A 16,274-nucleotide genomic window follows, 5' to 3' on the forward strand; every position below is an offset into this window, starting at 1 on the left:
TGTTGGCGGAACTGCAGCCCTTGCTGCTGGACTAATAACCCCGGCGGCCGGGGGACCGCCGGAGGGAGAGCGGGGGGATGGGCTCGTACAGCAGCGTCCGCACCCACCGGTCCCCGGTTTCCCGGAACTCCTTCCGGGTGGCGAACCGGTAACGGTAGCTGCGGACGCGCACCCAACGCGGCGGGGCGCCGTCGAACGGGTCACGACGGAGGAGCCGCAGCGTTTGGCGGTCTGCCTCCAGTAGCTTGCCGAGGAACGCATAAAACCACTCCTCATGGACGGTCCTGAGCGGCAGGAACCACATCAGCCAGTCCAGCCGGAGATGGTAGGGCGCCCATTGGCGGGGCATCCTGCGGATGTCGCCCGGCTTGCCCTTGAAGCCATACTCCCGCCACTCGGAGGATTCGTCCGGTTCGTCGTCGAGGGTCCCTTCCACCACGATCTCAATCCGCTGCTTCGTGACCGTACCGAACGCACCGTAGGTATTGACCAGCTGCCAGCGGTTGAAGCTGGCATTCATGAGCTGGCGGCTGGAGAAGAGGTTGCGCAGGGGCCAATAGCTCAGGACCACCAGCAGCAGGGTGGCCGCCAGCGTTATGGCAAGCCACCACAACGGGGTCTCCCGGTCAGCGCCGGCCGCGCCGTGCCAGTCCAGGGGGATCGCGGGCAACAAGGCATGGGCCACCGGATCGCTGACCGCGGCGAACGCGAGGACGATGGCGATCCAGTTCAGCCAGGCAAAGTTTCCGGAGGCCACCAGCCACAGTTGGGTGACGATGACGATGCCTGCCGCAATGCTGGCAACCGGCTGGGGCGCGAACAGGAAGAAGGGCACCACCAGCTGGGCGAAGTGGTTTCCGAGCACCTCGATCTTGTGCAGCGGCTTCGGCAGGAGGTGCGCCTGCCGGCTCAGGGGCCCTGGCATCGGCTGGGTTTCATGGTGGTAGAACAGGGCGGTGAGGTCTCGCCATTCCCGCCCGCCGCGGATCTTGATCATCCCCGCGCCGAATTCGAGCCGGAACACCAGCCACACGATCAGGATCAGGATGGTCCGCGGCGGATCAGTCTGGTCCGAGCCCAGGAAAGCGACCGTGAACCCGGCTTCCAGGAGGAGCATTTCCCAGCCGAAACCGTAGAACGTCTGGCCCACGTTCACGATGGACATGTACAGCAGCCACAAAACCAGGAACGCAATGAGCGGAACCCACGGCGGTCCCTGCTGCGGGATGCCGGCCACCAGCAGCGCCGATACCATGAGCCCCACGGCGCAAACCCACCGGAGCAGCCGGTCCGAGTACCGCCAACGGAACAGCGTAGGGCGGCGCAGGCGGCTGAACCCCGAGAGGTACTCGGGCACCGGAAGCAGGCCCCGTTCACCCAGCAGTGCGGGGAACTGGTTCAGCGAGGACAGGAACGCAACAAAGAACAGTGCTGCCACCCCCCGCTGCAGCACCTGCCGGGCGAATTCGTATTCCGGCGCATCAAACCAGGAGAGCCACTCCATGGAATCCACGTTACGCTCGGGGTCAGCGCGCCTGCCACTAGGATCGAGGGATGTTTGTACTGGTGCTCGCGGCCGTTGTTGCAGGTGCGCTGGCCCAGCGGATTGCAGGACTCGGCTTCGGACTGCTCGTCTCGCCGGTGCTGGTGGTGCTCCTTGGCCCATTCGACGGCGTGATGATCATCAACCTCTGCGGCGCCTCGTCATCCCTCCTCATCCTTTCCAGGGTCTGGCGGCACGTGGCCTGGAAGAAGTATTTCGGCCTTGCCCTGGCCGCCCTTGCCGGCGTCCTGCCGGGCGCCTGGCTGGCCAGCAACGTGCCGGAAGCGCCGCTGGAAATCTGCATCGGCCTCCTGCTGATCATCGCGCTGCTCGCCTCCCAGCGGCTGACCCGCAGCAGCTGGCGGGCCAGCGGGCCCGTTCCCATGGTCTCCCTGGGCTTTTCAAGCGGCCTCATGAACGCCGCCGCGGGTGTCGGCGGCCCGGCCATCACGGCTTACGCCATAGCCTCGCGCTGGGACCAGAAGAGCTTCAGCGCCACCCTCCAGCCATACTTCATCACCACCGGTTTCACCTCGCTGATCAGCAAATACGTGCTCTCCGGCGGACACGTTCCGGGGTTGGAGGGCTGGCAGTGGCTTGCCATCCTCGCGGCGATGATCGCAGGGATCGTGGCCGGCGACCTGCTGTCCGGCCGGGTTCAACCGGCGGCTGCGCGGCGCATCGTCACCGTCATCGCATACCTCGGAGCCGTCGCCACCCTGGGCAAAGGCCTGCTGGAGCTGGCCGCAGCCTGAGCCGTACCCACGGACCAGCGGTTCCCGGCGGGGCCCATGACCATGGTTTGCTGGACCTATGACACGTGTTGCGGTGGTAGGTGCAGGCATTGTCGGGCTGTCCACGGCCCATGCTCTTCGCAAGGCAGGCGCGGAGGTACTCGTCTTTGAGCCCGGACCCCCGGGATCAGGACAGTCAGCAGGGGAGTCGAGGATTTTCAGGCACGCCCACGATGACGTCCGGCTGGCCTCGTTTGTGAGTCGCAGCCGCAGGCTCTGGCGAAACTGGGAGGCAGAGTTCGGCGTGGAGCTGGTGTCCGGTGCCGGAGCGGTAGCCATCGGGGACAGCGTAGAGGACAAACTCCGTGTTCTCAGCCAGTTGCCGGAAATTCCCGCGGAGATGCTGGCCCCGGCCCAACTCGCCGCCAGGCTGCCCATCCTCGCGGATTTCCGGGGCAAGGCCATGGTCGATGCAGACGGCGGTGCCATCCGCACCCGCGCCGCCTTCAGCGCGCTGACCGGGAAACTGAAAGACGCGCTGGTGGCGGAGCACGTGCTGGCCGTCCGGCACGCCGCCGCCGGAGATGTGGAGGTGCGAACCGGGACCCGCCTCGACCGGTTCGACCATGTGGTCCTCTGTGCCGGGCGCGGCACGGCAGGCTTGGCCCGGGGTGCGGGGCTGGACATCACTGTGGAGCTTGCCGCCCACGCCCGCGTGACGTTCCGCGTGCGGGCAGACGTGAAAGCTCCCCTGCCGACGTTCCAGGACGCCAGCGGGGTTTTCGCGGAAACAGGTGTTTATGCGGCACCCTCAGCAGATAACCGGCGCTACGCCGTGGGCCTGAGCGAAACAACCGAAGTGCACCAGGACGGGAGCCTGGTCGACCCCACCTCCCTCGATGTGCTTTGTGCCCGTGCTTCCGCGTATGTCCGGCAGGCGCTGCCGGGCCTTGATCCTGAACCGCTTGACTACGTCCACTGCTGGGTGACACGGCTGCCTTGGGGCGATGACGGCGTAGGTATCTGGTCCACGGGGAAGATCAGCGCCGTAGCCGGCCACAACCTCTTTAAACAGGCGCCGGCACTGGGGGAGGCGCTGGCGGAAACGGCGCTGTCCGGCGTCGTCCCTGCTGTCCTGCGGCCGGAATCGCAGCTCGGACAATCCTGAGCAGGCTGCCCGATGTCCGCCCGTGCTTCGCGGCATTTCCCGGCCTGTACTGTGCGGGATACTTAACCAATGCAGCCACGCAGAATCGTCCTCCTCGGATCCACCGGTTCCATCGGCACCCAGGCGATTGACGTCGTCGACGGCGCCCCGCACCTTTTCGAAGTGGTGGCACTTAGCGCCGGAGGAGGCAACCTGGAGCTTCTGGCCCGCCAGGCTGTTCACACCGGGGCCGCTGTGGTCGGCATTGCGGGCGGTGACCCCGGAAAGCTGTCAACGCTGATTGGCGAGGCAGCCGCTGCAGCGGGGAAGGACGGATACCGGCCGGACATTATCGCCGGACCGGACGCCGCGACGAGGATCGCCGGGATTGAAGCTGACGTGGTGCTCAATGGAATCACCGGCTCCATCGGCCTTGCCCCCACCCTGGCCGCGCTGAAGTCCGGGGCCACCCTGGCACTGGCCAACAAGGAATCCCTTATTGTGGGCGGATCACTGGTGAAGGCCGCAGCCCGGGAAGGCCAGATCGTGCCCGTGGATTCCGAGCACTCCGCCATCGCCCAGTGCCTGCGTTCAGGTTCCGCGGCGGAAGTGGAAAAACTGATCCTCACAGCATCAGGCGGTCCTTTCCGCGGAAGGAGCAAGGATGAACTGCACGGGGTGAGTCCGCAGGAAGCCCTGGCCCATCCCACTTGGGACATGGGCGTAATGGTCACCACCAATTCGGCCACGCTGGTGAACAAGGGCCTGGAGGTCATCGAGGCGCATCTGCTGTTCGACGTGCCGCTGGACCGGATCGACGTTGTTGTCCATCCGCAGTCAGTGGTGCACTCCATGGTGCAGTTCATCGACGGGTCCAGCATTGCCCAGGCCTCCCCGCCGGACATGCGCCTCCCCATCGCCCTGGGGCTCGGCTGGCCGGACCGGGTGGCCAAGGCTGCAGACCCCTGCGACTGGACGCGGGCAGCAACCTGGACGTTCGAACCCCTGGATACCCAGGCCTTTCCCGCCGTCGGGCTTGCCAAGGACGCCGCACGGCAAGGCAGCACGTTCCCCGCCGTGTTCAACGCAGCCAACGAGGAAGCGGTGACCGCCTTCCACGCAGGGCGTATCAGGTTCACCGACATCGTGGACACTATCGGGGACGTCCTCAGCGAACACTCGGGGTCCTCCGGGCTGACTGTGGAGTCAGTCCTGGATGCTGAAGGCTGGGCACGTGCCCGCACCCACGAACGTTTAGCAGTCAGCAGTCTCTAGGAAGCAGCAGCGCGCCAAATGACCCCCCTTCTCCTCTTTGTCCTCGGTGTCGTCTTTGTAGCGGTCGGCATCGCGGCCTCCATCGCGCTCCATGAAGTGGGCCACCTCGTGCCGGCCAAACTCTTCAAGGTCCGCGTGACCAAGTACATGATCGGTTTCGGCCCCACCCTCTGGTCCCGGCGGAAGGGCGAAATTGAGTACGGCGTGAAGGCCATCCCGCTGGGCGGGTACGTATCCATGATCGGAATGTACCCGCCCAACAAGGACGACGGTTCCGTCCGTCCCTCCAGTACCGGCATGTTCCAGACCCTGGCCAGCGAGGCGCGGTCCATGGCGCATGAGGAAGTGGGCCCGGGCGACGAAAACCGGGTGTTCTACCGGCTTCCGGTGTGGAAGAAAATCATCGTGATGCTCGGCGGTCCCGCCATGAACATGGTCCTCGGCGTGCTCCTCACCGCTGTCCTGCTCATGGGCTTCGGCATGGCCACCGCCACCACCACCATCTCCGACGTTTCCAAGTGCCAGGTGGCGGCAGGGGAGACCGTGGACCCGGACTCGGCGGACTGCAGGCTGACACCTGCCGCAGCGGCCGGGCTCAAGCCCAACGACACCGTTACCTCCTTCGACGGGAAGACCGTCACCAGTTGGGAACAGCTGACCGAATGGATCCGGGCGTCGGCGGGGCGTGAGGTTCCCATCACTGTTGAACGCGACGGTGCCCAGGTGTCCACCACGGTGACCCCGGTCCTGTCGGCCCGGCCCGTCATCGGGGTGGACGGGCGCCAGGAAACGGATGACGCCGGCAACCTCCGGTACCAGGACGTCGGCTTCCTGGGAATCGGCTCGCAGACCGAACTGGTGGCCCAGCCGGCGTCGTCCGTCCTCCCCATGGCAGGGGAGAATATCCGGCAGGTGGCAGGGGTGGTGTTCAACCTTCCGGCACGGGTAGTGGGTGTGGCCAAGGCCGCCTTCAGCGAGGAGCCCCGCGACCCCAACGGTCCCATCAGCGTGGTGGGAGTGGGACGGGTGGCAGGTGAAGTGGCCGCCATGGAGGAGATTCCTGTCCAGTCCCGCATGGCCGCCCTGATCGGGCTGCTGGCCGGGTTGAATTTCGCGCTGGCGGTATTCAACTTGATCCCGCTGCTGCCCCTGGACGGCGGACACGTTGCCGGTGCCATGTACGAGGGCGCCCGCCGTCAGGTAGCCAGGCTGTTCGGCAAACCTGATCCCGGAGCCTTCGACATTGCCAAGCTGCTGCCGGTGACCTATGTGGTGGCCGCGCTGCTGATGGGGATGAGTGCGCTCCTTATCTACGCCGACATCGTCAAACCGGTGAACCTCTTCGGTTGACGGGAGGGATACTCCTGCGACTGAGCGGCCTTTTTAAGCCGTATTCGGCTGATATTCCAAAATCAGCCGTCAGCGATTGATAGCAGCGGATCAGCTCCGTATGGTTAGGAGATGTACGTTCTCACCATCGACCAGCGGGGCAGCACCTCCGACATAGACCGCGTACCTGGGTTGATTGCCGACCTGCGCCATTTGGCGCCCGTCCCCTTCGAACGGTCTGTAGGTGATGAACTGCAGGGCGTAGTGGAACACGCCGCCGAGGTAGTGGACATCGCCCTTCATGCGCTGCGCAGCGGCTACTGGTATATCGGCATCGGCATCGGCGCCGTGCACCTCGCTGAAGGAGGCAGCCCGCGTGAAGGGTCCGGCAGCGGTTTCGTGGCTGCACGCAAAGCGGTGGAACTGGCCAAGGCAGCCGCCGGGCAGGTTCCGTTGTCAGTGGTCCCGGGCACTTTGGTCCGGGGAAAGGAAACGAGGCCCCACAGCCACGAAGGTGGCTTGGCCAGTGCAAATGCCCAGGCCGTGCTTCGGTTGCTCGGGCGTGTGGTGCAGCAGCGCACCCCGGCCCAGTGGCGCATAGTGGACCGGCTGCGGGCCCTCCCTGGCGAGGGCAGGCATGGCAGCCAGAAACAGGTGGCCCGGGAACTCGGAATAACCGAGCAATCGGTGAGCCGTGCGGTGCTCAGGTCAGGCTGGCAGGAAGAATGGGCCGCGAGGCCCGCAGCCGCCATGCTCTTGGACTATGCGCATTCAAGAGTCACACATTCAGAGGTTGCCGGCACCTGATGGAAGGAGACCGGTGAACGCACTCTGGATTGCAGCTGCACTGCTTGTTGCCGGATTCGCTGGATGGCCAGTGACCGCGCTGGTGTTCCGGCTGGCCAGGACCATCGACGACAAGGCTGACGCTGCGAAGGCTGCAGAAGACAGGAGGCGGGCAGCGGAAGATCCCTCGGCGGACGTCACGGTGGACCCTCCGCCCGCGGACGGCCAGAGCGTAGATGGCGAGCTGACGGCGGCAGCCGAGCCGCCGCCGTCGGGAAGCACTGGCTCCGAACCCGTGGCTCCCACCCAGCGGATCCTCCGGGGCGGTGCAATCATTGGAATCCTGGAGCGGCTGGGAGTATGCCTGGCCATCCTTACCGGGCAGCCTGTTGCCATCGCCTACATTGTCGCCATCAAAGGCCTGGGCAGGTTCGCAGAGCTGAAGGAAACGCCAGTTGCGGCTGAACGGTTCATCATCGGGACCCTGGCCTCCATGCTGTGGGCGGCGGGAACAGCAGCAGTGGTCAAGGTGATGTTTCTGTCCTGACAACCCATTCCGCAGCTGCCGGCCCGGCAGCTTCCTGCGCCAGATGGGTGCCAAGGCAGGCAGGGCGATAGGGTAGCGGTATGACAGTTTTTGCCGTTGAGTACGTTTATGCCGCCGAATCAGCCGAAGAACGCAACGCCGTGCGGCCGGCGCACCGCGAATGGACCGCAGGCCTTGCCCAGGACGGGGCTATCCTGGCCAGCGGTCCCTACGGTGACGGTGCCGGTGCGCTGCTGATCTTCAAGGCCGCCGACGAGGCCGCCCTCAACTCAATCCTCAAGCAGGACCCGTTCGCCGCCGCCGGTGTCATTGCCGGCACGCGCATCACCGAATGGTCCCCAGTAACCGGCATGCTGGCCGGCCTCGCCGCCTGAAGCCGCCCCCTTTCAATCTCAAGGAGTCCTCGTGACCTCGGTCAGCCTGGGAATGCCCTCAGCACCGCCACCCGTCCTTGCCCCCCGCCGCAAGACGCGGCAGATCAAAGTCGGCTCTGTGGGGGTCGGCTCAGATTTCCCCATCAGCGTGCAGTCGATGACCACCACGCCCACCACGGACATCAACGCAACCCTGCAGCAGATCGCGGAACTCACAGCCTCCGGCTGCGACATTGTGCGTGTAGCCTGCCCCTCCGCCGATGACGCCGAGGCGCTGCCCATCATCGCCCGGAAGTCGCAGATTCCGGTCATCGCGGACATCCACTTCCAGCCGAAATATGTCTTCGCGGCAATCGAAGCAGGATGTGCGGCGGTGCGGGTGAACCCCGGCAACATCCGTAAGTTCGACGACCAGGTCAAGGAGATCGCCGCCGCCGCCCGCGACCACGGAACCTCCATCCGCATCGGTGTGAACGCCGGATCGCTGGAGCCGGGCATCCTTAAGAAGTACGGCAAGGCAACCCCCGAAGCGCTCGTGGAGTCCGCCGTCTGGGAAGCGTCGCTCTTTGAGGAGCACGGATTCCACGATTTCAAGATCTCGGTCAAGCACAACGATCCGGTCATCATGGTGAGGGCCTACGAGATGCTGGCCGAGAAGGGCGACTGGCCCCTCCATCTCGGCGTTACCGAGGCAGGCCCCGCCTTCCAGGGAACCATCAAGTCTGCGACGGCCTTCGGCGCCCTGCTGTCGCGGGGCATCGGCGACACCATCCGCGTTTCCCTCTCCGCCCCGCCGGTGGAGGAAATCAAGGTGGGCAACCAGATCCTGCAGTCCCTTAACCTGCGTCCCCGCAAGCTGGAAATCGTCTCCTGCCCCTCCTGCGGCCGGGCCCAGGTGGACGTGTACACCCTCGCCGAGCAGGTCACGGCCGGGCTGGAGGGGATGGAGATCCCCCTGCGCGTGGCAGTCATGGGCTGCGTGGTCAATGGTCCCGGTGAAGCACGTGAAGCGGATCTCGGCGTTGCGTCCGGCAACGGCAAGGGCCAGATCTTTGTGAAGGGTGAAGTCATCAAGACTGTTCCCGAGAGCCAGATTGTTGAGACACTGATCGAAGAGGCCATGCGTATCGCCGAAGAGATGGGGGAGGCCGATGGCGAAGATGCTGTCAAAGGTAGCCCCGTGGTTAGCGTCTCGTAAGGACGTCCCCGATCCGCCGGGGATATCCGTCCGCACCCTTGACGGGGAGGACACTGCCGCACTGAGGCTCCTGGCCCAGCGTGATCCGGTCACGAACGTCTTCATGCTTGCGCACCTGCGCGCTGCCGGTACCGCCGCGCCCACCAGCGGCGGAGCCGGCGTCCTTGGCGTGTTCGACGACGGCGTGCTGGCAGGTGCCTGCTGGGCCGGCGCCAACCTGGTCCCCGTGCAGCTTGATCCTGACCTGGCGGGAGTGGTGGCTGCCGCCGCAAACGCATCCGGCCGCCGCTACGCATCCGCCTTCGGCCCGGCGCCCGCAGTCCTTGCCCTGCACGCTGAACTGGCTGAACTGGGACACCGGGCGCACGAAGTGCGCCCGGACCAGCCATTGATGACTATTGACCAGGCACCGTCCGTGGAGCCGAACCCCGGGCTCGCTCTGGGTAATCTGGCAGATTTTGACCGGATCCTGCCCGCCTGCGCCGCCATGTTTGAGGAAGAGGTGGGATATTCCCCTTTCCTCGGCGGACGGGAGTTCTACAGCCGCAGGGTGGAGGGCCTGATCCGGCAGGGCCATTCTTTGGTGCATCTCAATGAAGCCCGCGAGGTGGTGTTCAAGGCCGAACTTGGTGCCGTCACCTCGGACGTCACGCAGGTCCAGGGCGTCTGGATGAACCCCCTCTACCGTGGCCAGGGCTTAAGCGCAGGGTACATGTCTGCCGTGGTGGAGCAGGCACAGAAGATCGCCCCCATCACGAGCCTCTACGTCAACGGCTTTAATACCCGCGCCCGGGCAACCTATGAACGGGTGGGTTTCCGGCAGGTGGGGACGTTCGCCACAGTCCTCTTCTAGCAGGCGCCCTCTTCGAGGAACTGCTGGTCAGCAGCGGGAAAAGAGGGAAAATACTTGTCAACGTGCGCGCCATCACATAGGTTCGATCTAGCTGCGCTGGAGTGGCGTGGGCGGTCTCACCAGTCCTCACCAGTACTTAAGCGATAACGGCGTCGAGCCACGCCCGGATGCGATGACCAGCCTCTTGGGGGGCCAGGGGCTTTGCTGTCCGGGCGTGGCTCAACTGTTTCCGTGCCGGGTATTGAAGCCGGCGTTCCGGCCGGTTGCGCCAGGCCGTGGGCGGCAGCGGACCCGCCGCCGGGAATTGTCCCGCCAGCCGGTAGATTAGTACCCAGACGAAATCCCGGCCCTGCTGCTTAAGCACTTCCCCAGAAACGGATACCCACCCGTGGTTACACGACTGTCCCAGCTGTTCCTGCGCACCCTGCGTGAAGATCCCGTCGACGCCGAGGTTGCCAGCCATCGGCTCCTGGTCCGCGCAGGCTACATCCGCCGCGCAGCCCCCGGCATCTACACCTGGCTGCCGCTGGGACTCAGCGTCCTGCGCAAAGTCGAAGCTGTGATCCGCGAGGAGATGGCGGCCATCGGTGCCCAGGAAGTCCACTTCCCGGCGCTCCTGCCCCGCGAACCCTACGAGGCCACAAACCGCTGGACCGAGTACGGCGAGGGCCTGTTCCGGCTCCAGGACCGCAAGGGCGCCGATTACCTGCTGGCCCCCACCCATGAGGAAATGTTCACCCTGCTGGTCAAGGACCTGTACTCCTCGTACAAGGACCTGCCGCTGAGCCTCTACCAGATCCAGAACAAGTACCGTGACGAGGCGCGGCCGCGCGCGGGCCTCCTGCGCGGCCGGGAATTCATCATGAAGGACTCCTACTCGTTCGATGTCGACGACGCCGGCCTGGACGCCAGCTACGCCGCCCACCGGGGCGCCTACCTGCGCATCTTCGAACGGCTCGGCCTGGAAGTCATCCCGGTCACCGCCACTGCCGGGGCCATGGGCGGGTCCAAGAGCGAGGAATTCCTGCACCCCACCGAGATCGGTGAGGACACGTTCGTCCGCTCCGCCGGCGGCTACGCAGCGAATGTCGAAGCCGTCACCACTGTCGTCCCCGCGGAGATCGACTTCAGCGGCGCCCCTGCCGCCGTCGTCCGTGACACCCCGGACACCCCCACTATCGACACGCTGGTCGCCGCCTCCAACGGGCTGGCCCCCCGGAGCGAGGCCGACGGCGGCGCGTGGACTGCCGCCGACACGCTGAAGAACGTGGTACTCGCCGTGACGCTGCCCACCGGCGAGCGGCAGCTGGTGGTTATCGGTGTCCCCGGCGACCGCGGCGTGGACCTGAAGCGAGTCGAGGCCAACATCGGCTCCTTCCTGCCGATCGCCGGTGAAATCGGCCTCGAAGCCGCCAACGACGAAGACCTCAAGAAGCAGCCCCTCATCGTCAAGGGCTACCTGGGCCCTGGCATGTCCCTTGATGAACCGCTTCTGGGTACCGGAAGCGCAACGAAGCTGCTGTACCTGGTGGATCCACGCGTGGTTCGCGGCACCAGCTGGATCACCGGGGCCAACGAGGCCGGCAAGCACGTGTACGGCCTGGTGGCAGGCCGCGACTTTACCTGGGACGGCGTCATCGAGTGCACCGAAGTCCGCGAGGGAGACCCGGCCCCGGACGGATCGGGTCCCCTGGAGACCGCCCGTGGAATCGAGATGGGCCACATTTTCCAGCTGGGCCGCAAGTACGCCGAAGCCCTGGAGCTGAAGGTGCTGGACCAGAACGGCAAGCAGGTTACCGTCACCATGGGCTCCTACGGCGTGGGCGTCACCAGGGCCGTCGCCGCGCTGGCGGAATCCAACCATGACACCAGGGGGCTCGTGTGGCCGCGGGCTGTTGCGCCTGCGGATGTCCACGTGGTGGCCGTGGGCAAGGGCGAGGAAATCTTCGCCACGGCCGAGCGGCTGGCAGCGGACCTTGAAGCAGCAGGGCTGGACGTCCTTCTCGATGACCGGCCCAAGGTCTCGCCCGGCGTCAAGTTCGGGGACGCGGAACTGGTGGGGGTTCCCACCATCCTGGCCGTAGGCCGCGGGCTGGTGGACGGCGTGGTGGAGATCAAGGACCGCCGCAGCGGCGACGCCGAGAATGTGGCGGTTGACAAGGCTGTTGACTACGTGGTCAACGCCGTCCGCACCAGCTGACTGCGGTGGAGTTCGGACTCGAATCGCTGGGGCTGGCGACACTCCTCCTGATCGTGCTGGCAGGTTTCGCAGCAGGCTGGGTTGATGCAGTGGTGGGCGGGGGCGGGCTGATCCAGCTCCCCGCCCTGCTGCTGGTCCCGGGGATCACGCCCGTCCAGGCACTGGCCACGAACAAGATGGGGTCCATCTTTGGTACCGCCACCAGCGCCGCCACGTATTACCGGCGGGTGGGTCCGGACCTGAAGACGGCTTTGCCGATGGCCGTGATTGCCCTCGCAGGCAGCTTCGGGGGTGCTGTGCTGGCGGCTACGCTTCCTGCCAATGTCTTCAAGCCCATCATCGTCACGGCGCTGGTCGCCGTCGCGCTTTTCACCGCCCTGAAACCGGACGTCGGCGGCATCACTGCCTTGCGCCATGGCGGCCACAAGCATTACGTGGTTGCCTGCCTCATTGGCGCCGTGATCGGTTTCTATGACGGCCTTATCGGGCCGGGAACCGGCTCCTTCCTGGTCATCGCGCTGGTCTCGGCCATGGGCTATGCCTTCCTGGAGGCCAGTGCCAAAGCCAAGATCGTCAACATGGCCACCAACGCCGGGGCACTGTTGTTCTTCCTGCCCCACGGCTCGCTGCTGTGGGGGCTGGGCCTGCTGCTCGGTGCGGCCAACATGGCCGGCGGATACCTGGGCGCCAGGACAGCGGTAAAGCAGGGCAGCCGCTTTGTCCGGGTGGTTTTTTTGCTGGTGGTGTCTGCCCTCATCATCAAGCTCGGCTACGACGTCTGGCAGGAAAACTTCTGACGGCCGCCGGCATCGGGGACTCGTAGGCACCGGGTTTCCGGGCGTAGCATGCAGGTATGTCACACGGGGACGACGAGTACGCCCGGGCTTTGGCAGCGGCAGCCCGCCACTCAGCGGCGTGGCTGCGCAGCCTCCCCGAGCGGCCGGTGGGGCCTGCACTTCCCGCCCACGACCTCACTGAGGTGTTCGGCGGGCCCCTGCCGCGGGAAGGGATGCCGGCTGAGGAAGTGGTCGACTTCCTGGCACGGACGGCGGAACCGGGACTCATGGCAATGCCCTCCGGCCGGTTCTTCGGCTGGGTGATCGGTGGGACCCTTCCTGCCGCCCTTGCCTCTGACTGGCTGGTAAGCGCATGGGACCAGAACGCAGGGCTGCGGTATGCCACCCCGGCCACCGCTGCCATCGAGGAGGGTGCAGGCAAGTGGCTCCTCGAGCTGCTGGGGCTTCCTGCCGGTTCTGACGTCGGCTTCGTTACCGGTGCCACGATGGCGAACTTCACCGGAATGGCCGCCGCACGGTGGCGGCTGCTGGCGGACGCCGGCTGGGACCTGGACCGGGACGGGCTGTTTGGGGCGCCCCGGATCCGCAGCTTCGTTGGCCGGGAACGGCATGACACCGTGGACCTGGGCCTGCGCTACCTCGGTATGGGCAAACCCGCCGTGGTGGAGGCCGATGGGCAGGGGCGGCTGATTCCGGAAGCGCTGGATGCAGCCCTGGCGGAAGGTTCCGGACCGGCGCTGGTGTGCCTGCAGGCAGGAAACCTGCATTCAGGCGCGTTCGATCCATTCCCCGAAGCCATCGGCATCGCAAGAAAGCACGGCGCCTGGGTCCACATTGATGGTGCTTTTGGCTTGTGGGCCGCTGCGGTTCCGGAACTGCGGTACTTGACCGCCGGGTACGGGGACGCCGACTCCTGGGGAACCGATGCGCACAAGACGCTTAACGTCCCGTACGACTGCGGGATTGCCATTGTCCGCGACGCGTCAGCCCTCCGCTCCGCCATGGGTCTTCACGCGAGCTACCTGGTGCATGACGCCGAAGGCCCCGGCGATCCCTTCGAAAAGGTCCCGGAGCTTTCCCGCCGCGCACGCGGTGTTCCCGTATGGGCAGCCCTGAAGAGCCTGGGCCGGGACGGAGTGGAGGCGCAGGTGCGGGGCATGGCAACCGCGGCGTCCGACATTGCCGCGGGACTCGCCCGGATCGACGGAGTGGAGGTGCTGAACGAAGTCAACTACACGCAGGTGTCTCTGGCGTTTGGCGACGACGCCACCACCCGGGCAGTGACCGAACGCATCATCGGTGACGGCAGGGTATGGATGTCCGGTTCCCGCTGGCGCGGCCGGGACATCCTGCGGGTGTCGGTCAGTAACTGGCATACCGCCGGGGAAGAAGTGCGCACTGCCGTCGACGCTGTGGGCTCCGCGCTCTCTGCTGTGCGCGGAAAGTGAGCTGACTCGCGGGAATCCGGCTGCCGAGTGGGGGTTTAACGGCCGCTCGAATTCAGCTCCCGGGAGCCAACCACTGCCCCGGGAGTGCCGGTCAGCCCGTCATGAACGCCTGCCCCGGCTCCGGCAACGCATGTGCCGGGGGAAGCCCGTCAAGAGTCCGCCCCGCGAGCGTGCTCGCCACCCACAGCGAGCGGGCGAGGTCTCCGTGATGGCCCGGCTGCCCGGCGTACCACAGCGCGTTGGCAACCTCCCGGGCCACACCCCACTGCCGCGCGACGTCGGAATCCAGCCCGCCGGCCGCGCTGAAATCGGCGCACCGCTGCCGCAGGCCTGATTTGGGCTGGTTGAGCGGCAGGTCCTGCAGGCGGTTCCACAACAGCGGTGCCACAGCGAACTCCGGCTCGCCAATCATAGGCTGCGGGTCGATGGCGGCGTAAGCATCCGCCGTCGGCTGTCCGTCCGCAGCCGCGGTGCCAGGCCTGGCCAGGATGTTGAGGTAATGGAGGTCCGCGTGGACCAGGACGTCGCGGGCGGTCCGCCGTCCAACCGCCCCTCGCGTCTGGCACACCTCCAGGGCTGCTTCCAGCAGCCACCGGGGAAAGGGCCGGCCTAAGTGTTCCCAGTCCGCGGGCAGGTCGTCGCTCCACTGCTCTGCCCGTGCAGCGATGTGTTCGAACTCCCGCCACTGCGGCCGATCGTCGGGGACGAGGTTCAGCTTCCGGACCAGCCCGCCCCAGACCGCCGCGGCGTCCTCCACCGGCACGGCAGTAAGCGGCCGCCCGGCGTCGAGCCTTTCAAGGAGCATGGAACACGTGCCCGGGTCGGATGCAATGAGCCGCACGGCGCCTTCTCCGCCCCAAAGCGCCAGCGCATGGCGCTCCACCTGCGCCTCATCGTGCGGGAACGCGATCTTGAGGGCCGCGGGCGTGCCGTCCTCCTGCAGCACCGGAAGAACCAGGGCGCCGTGGCCGTGCCAGGGCATGGCGCCTGGGCCGAGGTTGGAGACAAGCGCCCACCGTTCCAGCAGGGTCCCGGCAAGATCCGGCAGGGAGCGGAGCCATGCCCGTCCTTCAGGCATGCCGGCGTACCTGGCGGCAAGGTCCGGGGGAACAGGCAGTACGGCTGGCTGGCTCATCGGATCAAGCCTACGTGCAGCGCCCTTCAGGGGCCCGTTGACGGCAAGCCGGGGCCGGATGCTAACCCCTGCGGTTAACTCCTGGATCCGTAACTTCTACACCACACCGGTGGCGCCCAAGAGGCTGCCGATGCTGAAGGTGGCTGCGAGGGCCAGGGCGCCGCCGAACACCACACGTACTGCCGCCCGCAGCTTCGACCCGCCGCCGATCCAGGCACCGAGTCCGCCGGTCAGGGCCAGTGCCACCAGAACCATGACGAAGGTCAGGGGAACCCGGATATCCGGCGGCGGAAGCAGGATGGCCAGCATGGGCAGGATCGCGCCGATGGTGAAAGCAACAGCCGAAGCAAAGGCGGCGTGCCAGGGACTCACGATGTCGGTCTCGTTGATATTGAGTTCGGCGGAGAGATGCGCCGCCAGGGGATCGTGGGCCGTGAGCTCCTCGGCCACCTTGCCGGCGGTTTCCGGGCTCAGTCCCTTGGCGAGGTAGATCCCGGTCAGTTCTGCAAGTTCCTCGTCCGGCTGCTCGGCCAGTTCCCGGCGTTCCTTCTCGATCAGGGCCCGCTGGCTGTCGCTTTGGCTGCTGACGGAGACGTATTCGCCCAGTGCCATGGACACTGCACCGCCCACCAGGCCGGCCGCTCCCGCGGCGAGGATGGGCCCGGATTCGGCGGTGGCACCCGCTACGCCCACCACGATCGCCGCAACGGAAACGATGCCGTCATTGGCGCCAAGGACGCCTGCCCGCAGCCAGTTCAGCCGCTGGGCAAGGTCATTGGCATGCGGCTCCGTCTCCAGGTGGCGGTCAAGGTCGGGACCTGCGGTGTCAGCCGGTTCCTGTGCATCCATGCCTTCAGCAAACCATTTGAAGTTCTTCGCGGCTACCCTGCCTTAAGGCATGTACCGGC

General features: G+C 66.2%; 15 protein-coding genes. 12 read left to right on the forward strand and 3 right to left on the reverse strand.

Features of this window, described 5'->3' with window-relative positions:
• Positions 1 to 31: 31 nt before the first annotated feature.
• A complete protein-coding gene (locus tag FDW84_RS10885; RefSeq protein ID WP_138609322.1) occupies positions 32 to 1,504 on the reverse strand; it encodes a lipase maturation factor family protein in 1,473 nt (490 codons plus the stop codon).
• A 50-nt stretch (positions 1,505 to 1,554) separates the two neighbouring features.
• On the opposite strand from FDW84_RS10885, the gene FDW84_RS10890 reads away from it, so the two are divergent.
• The 12 genes from FDW84_RS10890 to FDW84_RS10945 all read left to right on the forward strand — a co-directional run bounded on the left by FDW84_RS10890 (position 1,555) and on the right by FDW84_RS10945 (position 14,231).
• Positions 1,555 to 2,298, forward strand: coding sequence for a TSUP family transporter (locus tag FDW84_RS10890; RefSeq protein ID WP_138609324.1), 744 nt, complete (start codon positions 1,555 to 1,557; stop codon positions 2,296 to 2,298).
• Positions 2,299 to 2,356: 58 nt separating this feature from the next.
• Complete coding sequence (locus tag FDW84_RS10895; RefSeq protein WP_171046752.1) at positions 2,357 to 3,445, forward strand: NAD(P)/FAD-dependent oxidoreductase; 1,089 nt, start codon at positions 2,357 to 2,359, stop codon at positions 3,443 to 3,445.
• A 69-nt stretch (positions 3,446 to 3,514) separates the two neighbouring features.
• Positions 3,515 to 4,699, forward strand: a complete 1,185-nt coding sequence (gene dxr, locus FDW84_RS10900) for a 1-deoxy-D-xylulose-5-phosphate reductoisomerase (RefSeq protein ID WP_138609326.1) — start codon at positions 3,515 to 3,517, stop codon at positions 4,697 to 4,699.
• A gap of 18 nt (positions 4,700 to 4,717) precedes the next feature.
• Positions 4,718 to 6,049, forward strand: a complete 1,332-nt coding sequence (locus tag FDW84_RS10905) for a M50 family metallopeptidase (protein ID WP_138609328.1) — start codon at positions 4,718 to 4,720, stop codon at positions 6,047 to 6,049.
• A gap of 111 nt (positions 6,050 to 6,160) precedes the next feature.
• Positions 6,161 to 6,835, forward strand: coding sequence for a MarR family transcriptional regulator (locus tag FDW84_RS10910; protein ID WP_138609330.1), 675 nt, complete (start codon positions 6,161 to 6,163; stop codon positions 6,833 to 6,835).
• Positions 6,836 to 6,848: 13 nt separating this feature from the next.
• Positions 6,849 to 7,361 (forward strand): hypothetical protein, encoded by a 513-nt coding sequence (locus FDW84_RS10915; RefSeq protein ID WP_138609332.1) that lies wholly within the window; start codon positions 6,849 to 6,851, stop codon positions 7,359 to 7,361.
• An 80-nt stretch (positions 7,362 to 7,441) separates the two neighbouring features.
• Entirely contained in the window at positions 7,442 to 7,735 is a 294-nt protein-coding gene (locus FDW84_RS10920) for a YciI family protein (RefSeq protein WP_138609335.1), read from the forward strand.
• A 31-nt stretch (positions 7,736 to 7,766) separates the two neighbouring features.
• Complete coding sequence (gene ispG, locus FDW84_RS10925; RefSeq protein ID WP_138609337.1) at positions 7,767 to 8,933, forward strand: flavodoxin-dependent (E)-4-hydroxy-3-methylbut-2-enyl-diphosphate synthase; 1,167 nt, start codon at positions 7,767 to 7,769, stop codon at positions 8,931 to 8,933.
• Positions 8,896 to 9,786 (forward strand): GNAT family N-acetyltransferase, encoded by an 891-nt coding sequence (locus tag FDW84_RS10930; RefSeq protein WP_138609396.1) that lies wholly within the window; start codon positions 8,896 to 8,898, stop codon positions 9,784 to 9,786. Before ispG ends, FDW84_RS10930 begins: the two co-directional genes overlap by 38 nt.
• A 388-nt stretch (positions 9,787 to 10,174) precedes the next feature.
• The gene (locus tag FDW84_RS10935; RefSeq protein ID WP_138609339.1) at positions 10,175 to 11,986 is read left to right on the forward strand and encodes a proline--tRNA ligase; all 1,812 of its coding nucleotides are present in this window, start codon (positions 10,175 to 10,177) and stop codon (positions 11,984 to 11,986) included.
• Between the two features lie 5 nt (positions 11,987 to 11,991).
• A complete protein-coding gene (locus tag FDW84_RS10940) occupies positions 11,992 to 12,783 on the forward strand; it encodes a sulfite exporter TauE/SafE family protein (protein ID WP_138609341.1) in 792 nt (263 codons plus the stop codon).
• Between the two features lie 56 nt (positions 12,784 to 12,839).
• Positions 12,840 to 14,231 (forward strand): pyridoxal phosphate-dependent decarboxylase family protein, encoded by a 1,392-nt coding sequence (locus FDW84_RS10945; RefSeq protein WP_138609344.1) that lies wholly within the window; start codon positions 12,840 to 12,842, stop codon positions 14,229 to 14,231.
• Between the two features lie 91 nt (positions 14,232 to 14,322).
• Here the strand turns inward: FDW84_RS10945 and FDW84_RS10950 are convergent, their stop codons facing one another.
• Together FDW84_RS10950 and FDW84_RS10955 are read right to left on the reverse strand one after the other, a co-directional pair.
• A complete protein-coding gene (locus tag FDW84_RS10950; protein WP_138609346.1) occupies positions 14,323 to 15,366 on the reverse strand; it encodes an aminoglycoside phosphotransferase family protein in 1,044 nt (347 codons plus the stop codon).
• A gap of 96 nt (positions 15,367 to 15,462) precedes the next feature.
• Complete coding sequence (locus tag FDW84_RS10955) at positions 15,463 to 16,215, reverse strand: VIT1/CCC1 transporter family protein (protein WP_138609348.1); 753 nt, start codon at positions 16,213 to 16,215, stop codon at positions 15,463 to 15,465.
• Positions 16,216 to 16,274 lie beyond the last annotated feature (59 nt).

The sequence above is a fragment of the Pseudarthrobacter sp. NamE5 genome, assembly GCF_005796225.1.
Taxonomy (GTDB): Bacteria; Actinomycetota; Actinomycetes; order Actinomycetales; family Micrococcaceae; genus Arthrobacter.

Excerpts from the sequence above, each read along its gene's own strand:
- FDW84_RS10920 (WP_138609335.1), top strand. The coding sequence starts at position 7,442 with ATGACAGTTTTTGCCGTTGAGTACGTTTATGCCGCCGAATCAGCCGAA.
- FDW84_RS10955 (WP_138609348.1), bottom strand. The coding sequence starts at position 16,215 with ATGGATGCACAGGAACCGGCTGACACCGCAGGTCCCGACCTTGACCGC.
- FDW84_RS10885 (WP_138609322.1), bottom strand. The coding sequence starts at position 1,504 with ATGGAGTGGCTCTCCTGGTTTGATGCGCCGGAATACGAATTCGCCCGG.
- FDW84_RS10945 (WP_138609344.1), top strand. The coding sequence starts at position 12,840 with ATGTCACACGGGGACGACGAGTACGCCCGGGCTTTGGCAGCGGCAGCC.
- FDW84_RS10895 (WP_171046752.1), top strand. The coding sequence starts at position 2,357 with ATGACACGTGTTGCGGTGGTAGGTGCAGGCATTGTCGGGCTGTCCACG.
- FDW84_RS10905 (WP_138609328.1), top strand. The coding sequence starts at position 4,718 with ATGACCCCCCTTCTCCTCTTTGTCCTCGGTGTCGTCTTTGTAGCGGTC.
- FDW84_RS10890 (WP_138609324.1), top strand. The coding sequence starts at position 1,555 with ATGTTTGTACTGGTGCTCGCGGCCGTTGTTGCAGGTGCGCTGGCCCAG.
- FDW84_RS10930 (WP_138609396.1), top strand. The coding sequence starts at position 8,896 with ATGCTGTCAAAGGTAGCCCCGTGGTTAGCGTCTCGTAAGGACGTCCCC.
- dxr (WP_138609326.1), top strand. The coding sequence starts at position 3,515 with ATGCAGCCACGCAGAATCGTCCTCCTCGGATCCACCGGTTCCATCGGC.
- FDW84_RS10910 (WP_138609330.1), top strand. The coding sequence starts at position 6,161 with ATGTACGTTCTCACCATCGACCAGCGGGGCAGCACCTCCGACATAGAC.
- FDW84_RS10950 (WP_138609346.1), bottom strand. The coding sequence starts at position 15,366 with ATGAGCCAGCCAGCCGTACTGCCTGTTCCCCCGGACCTTGCCGCCAGG.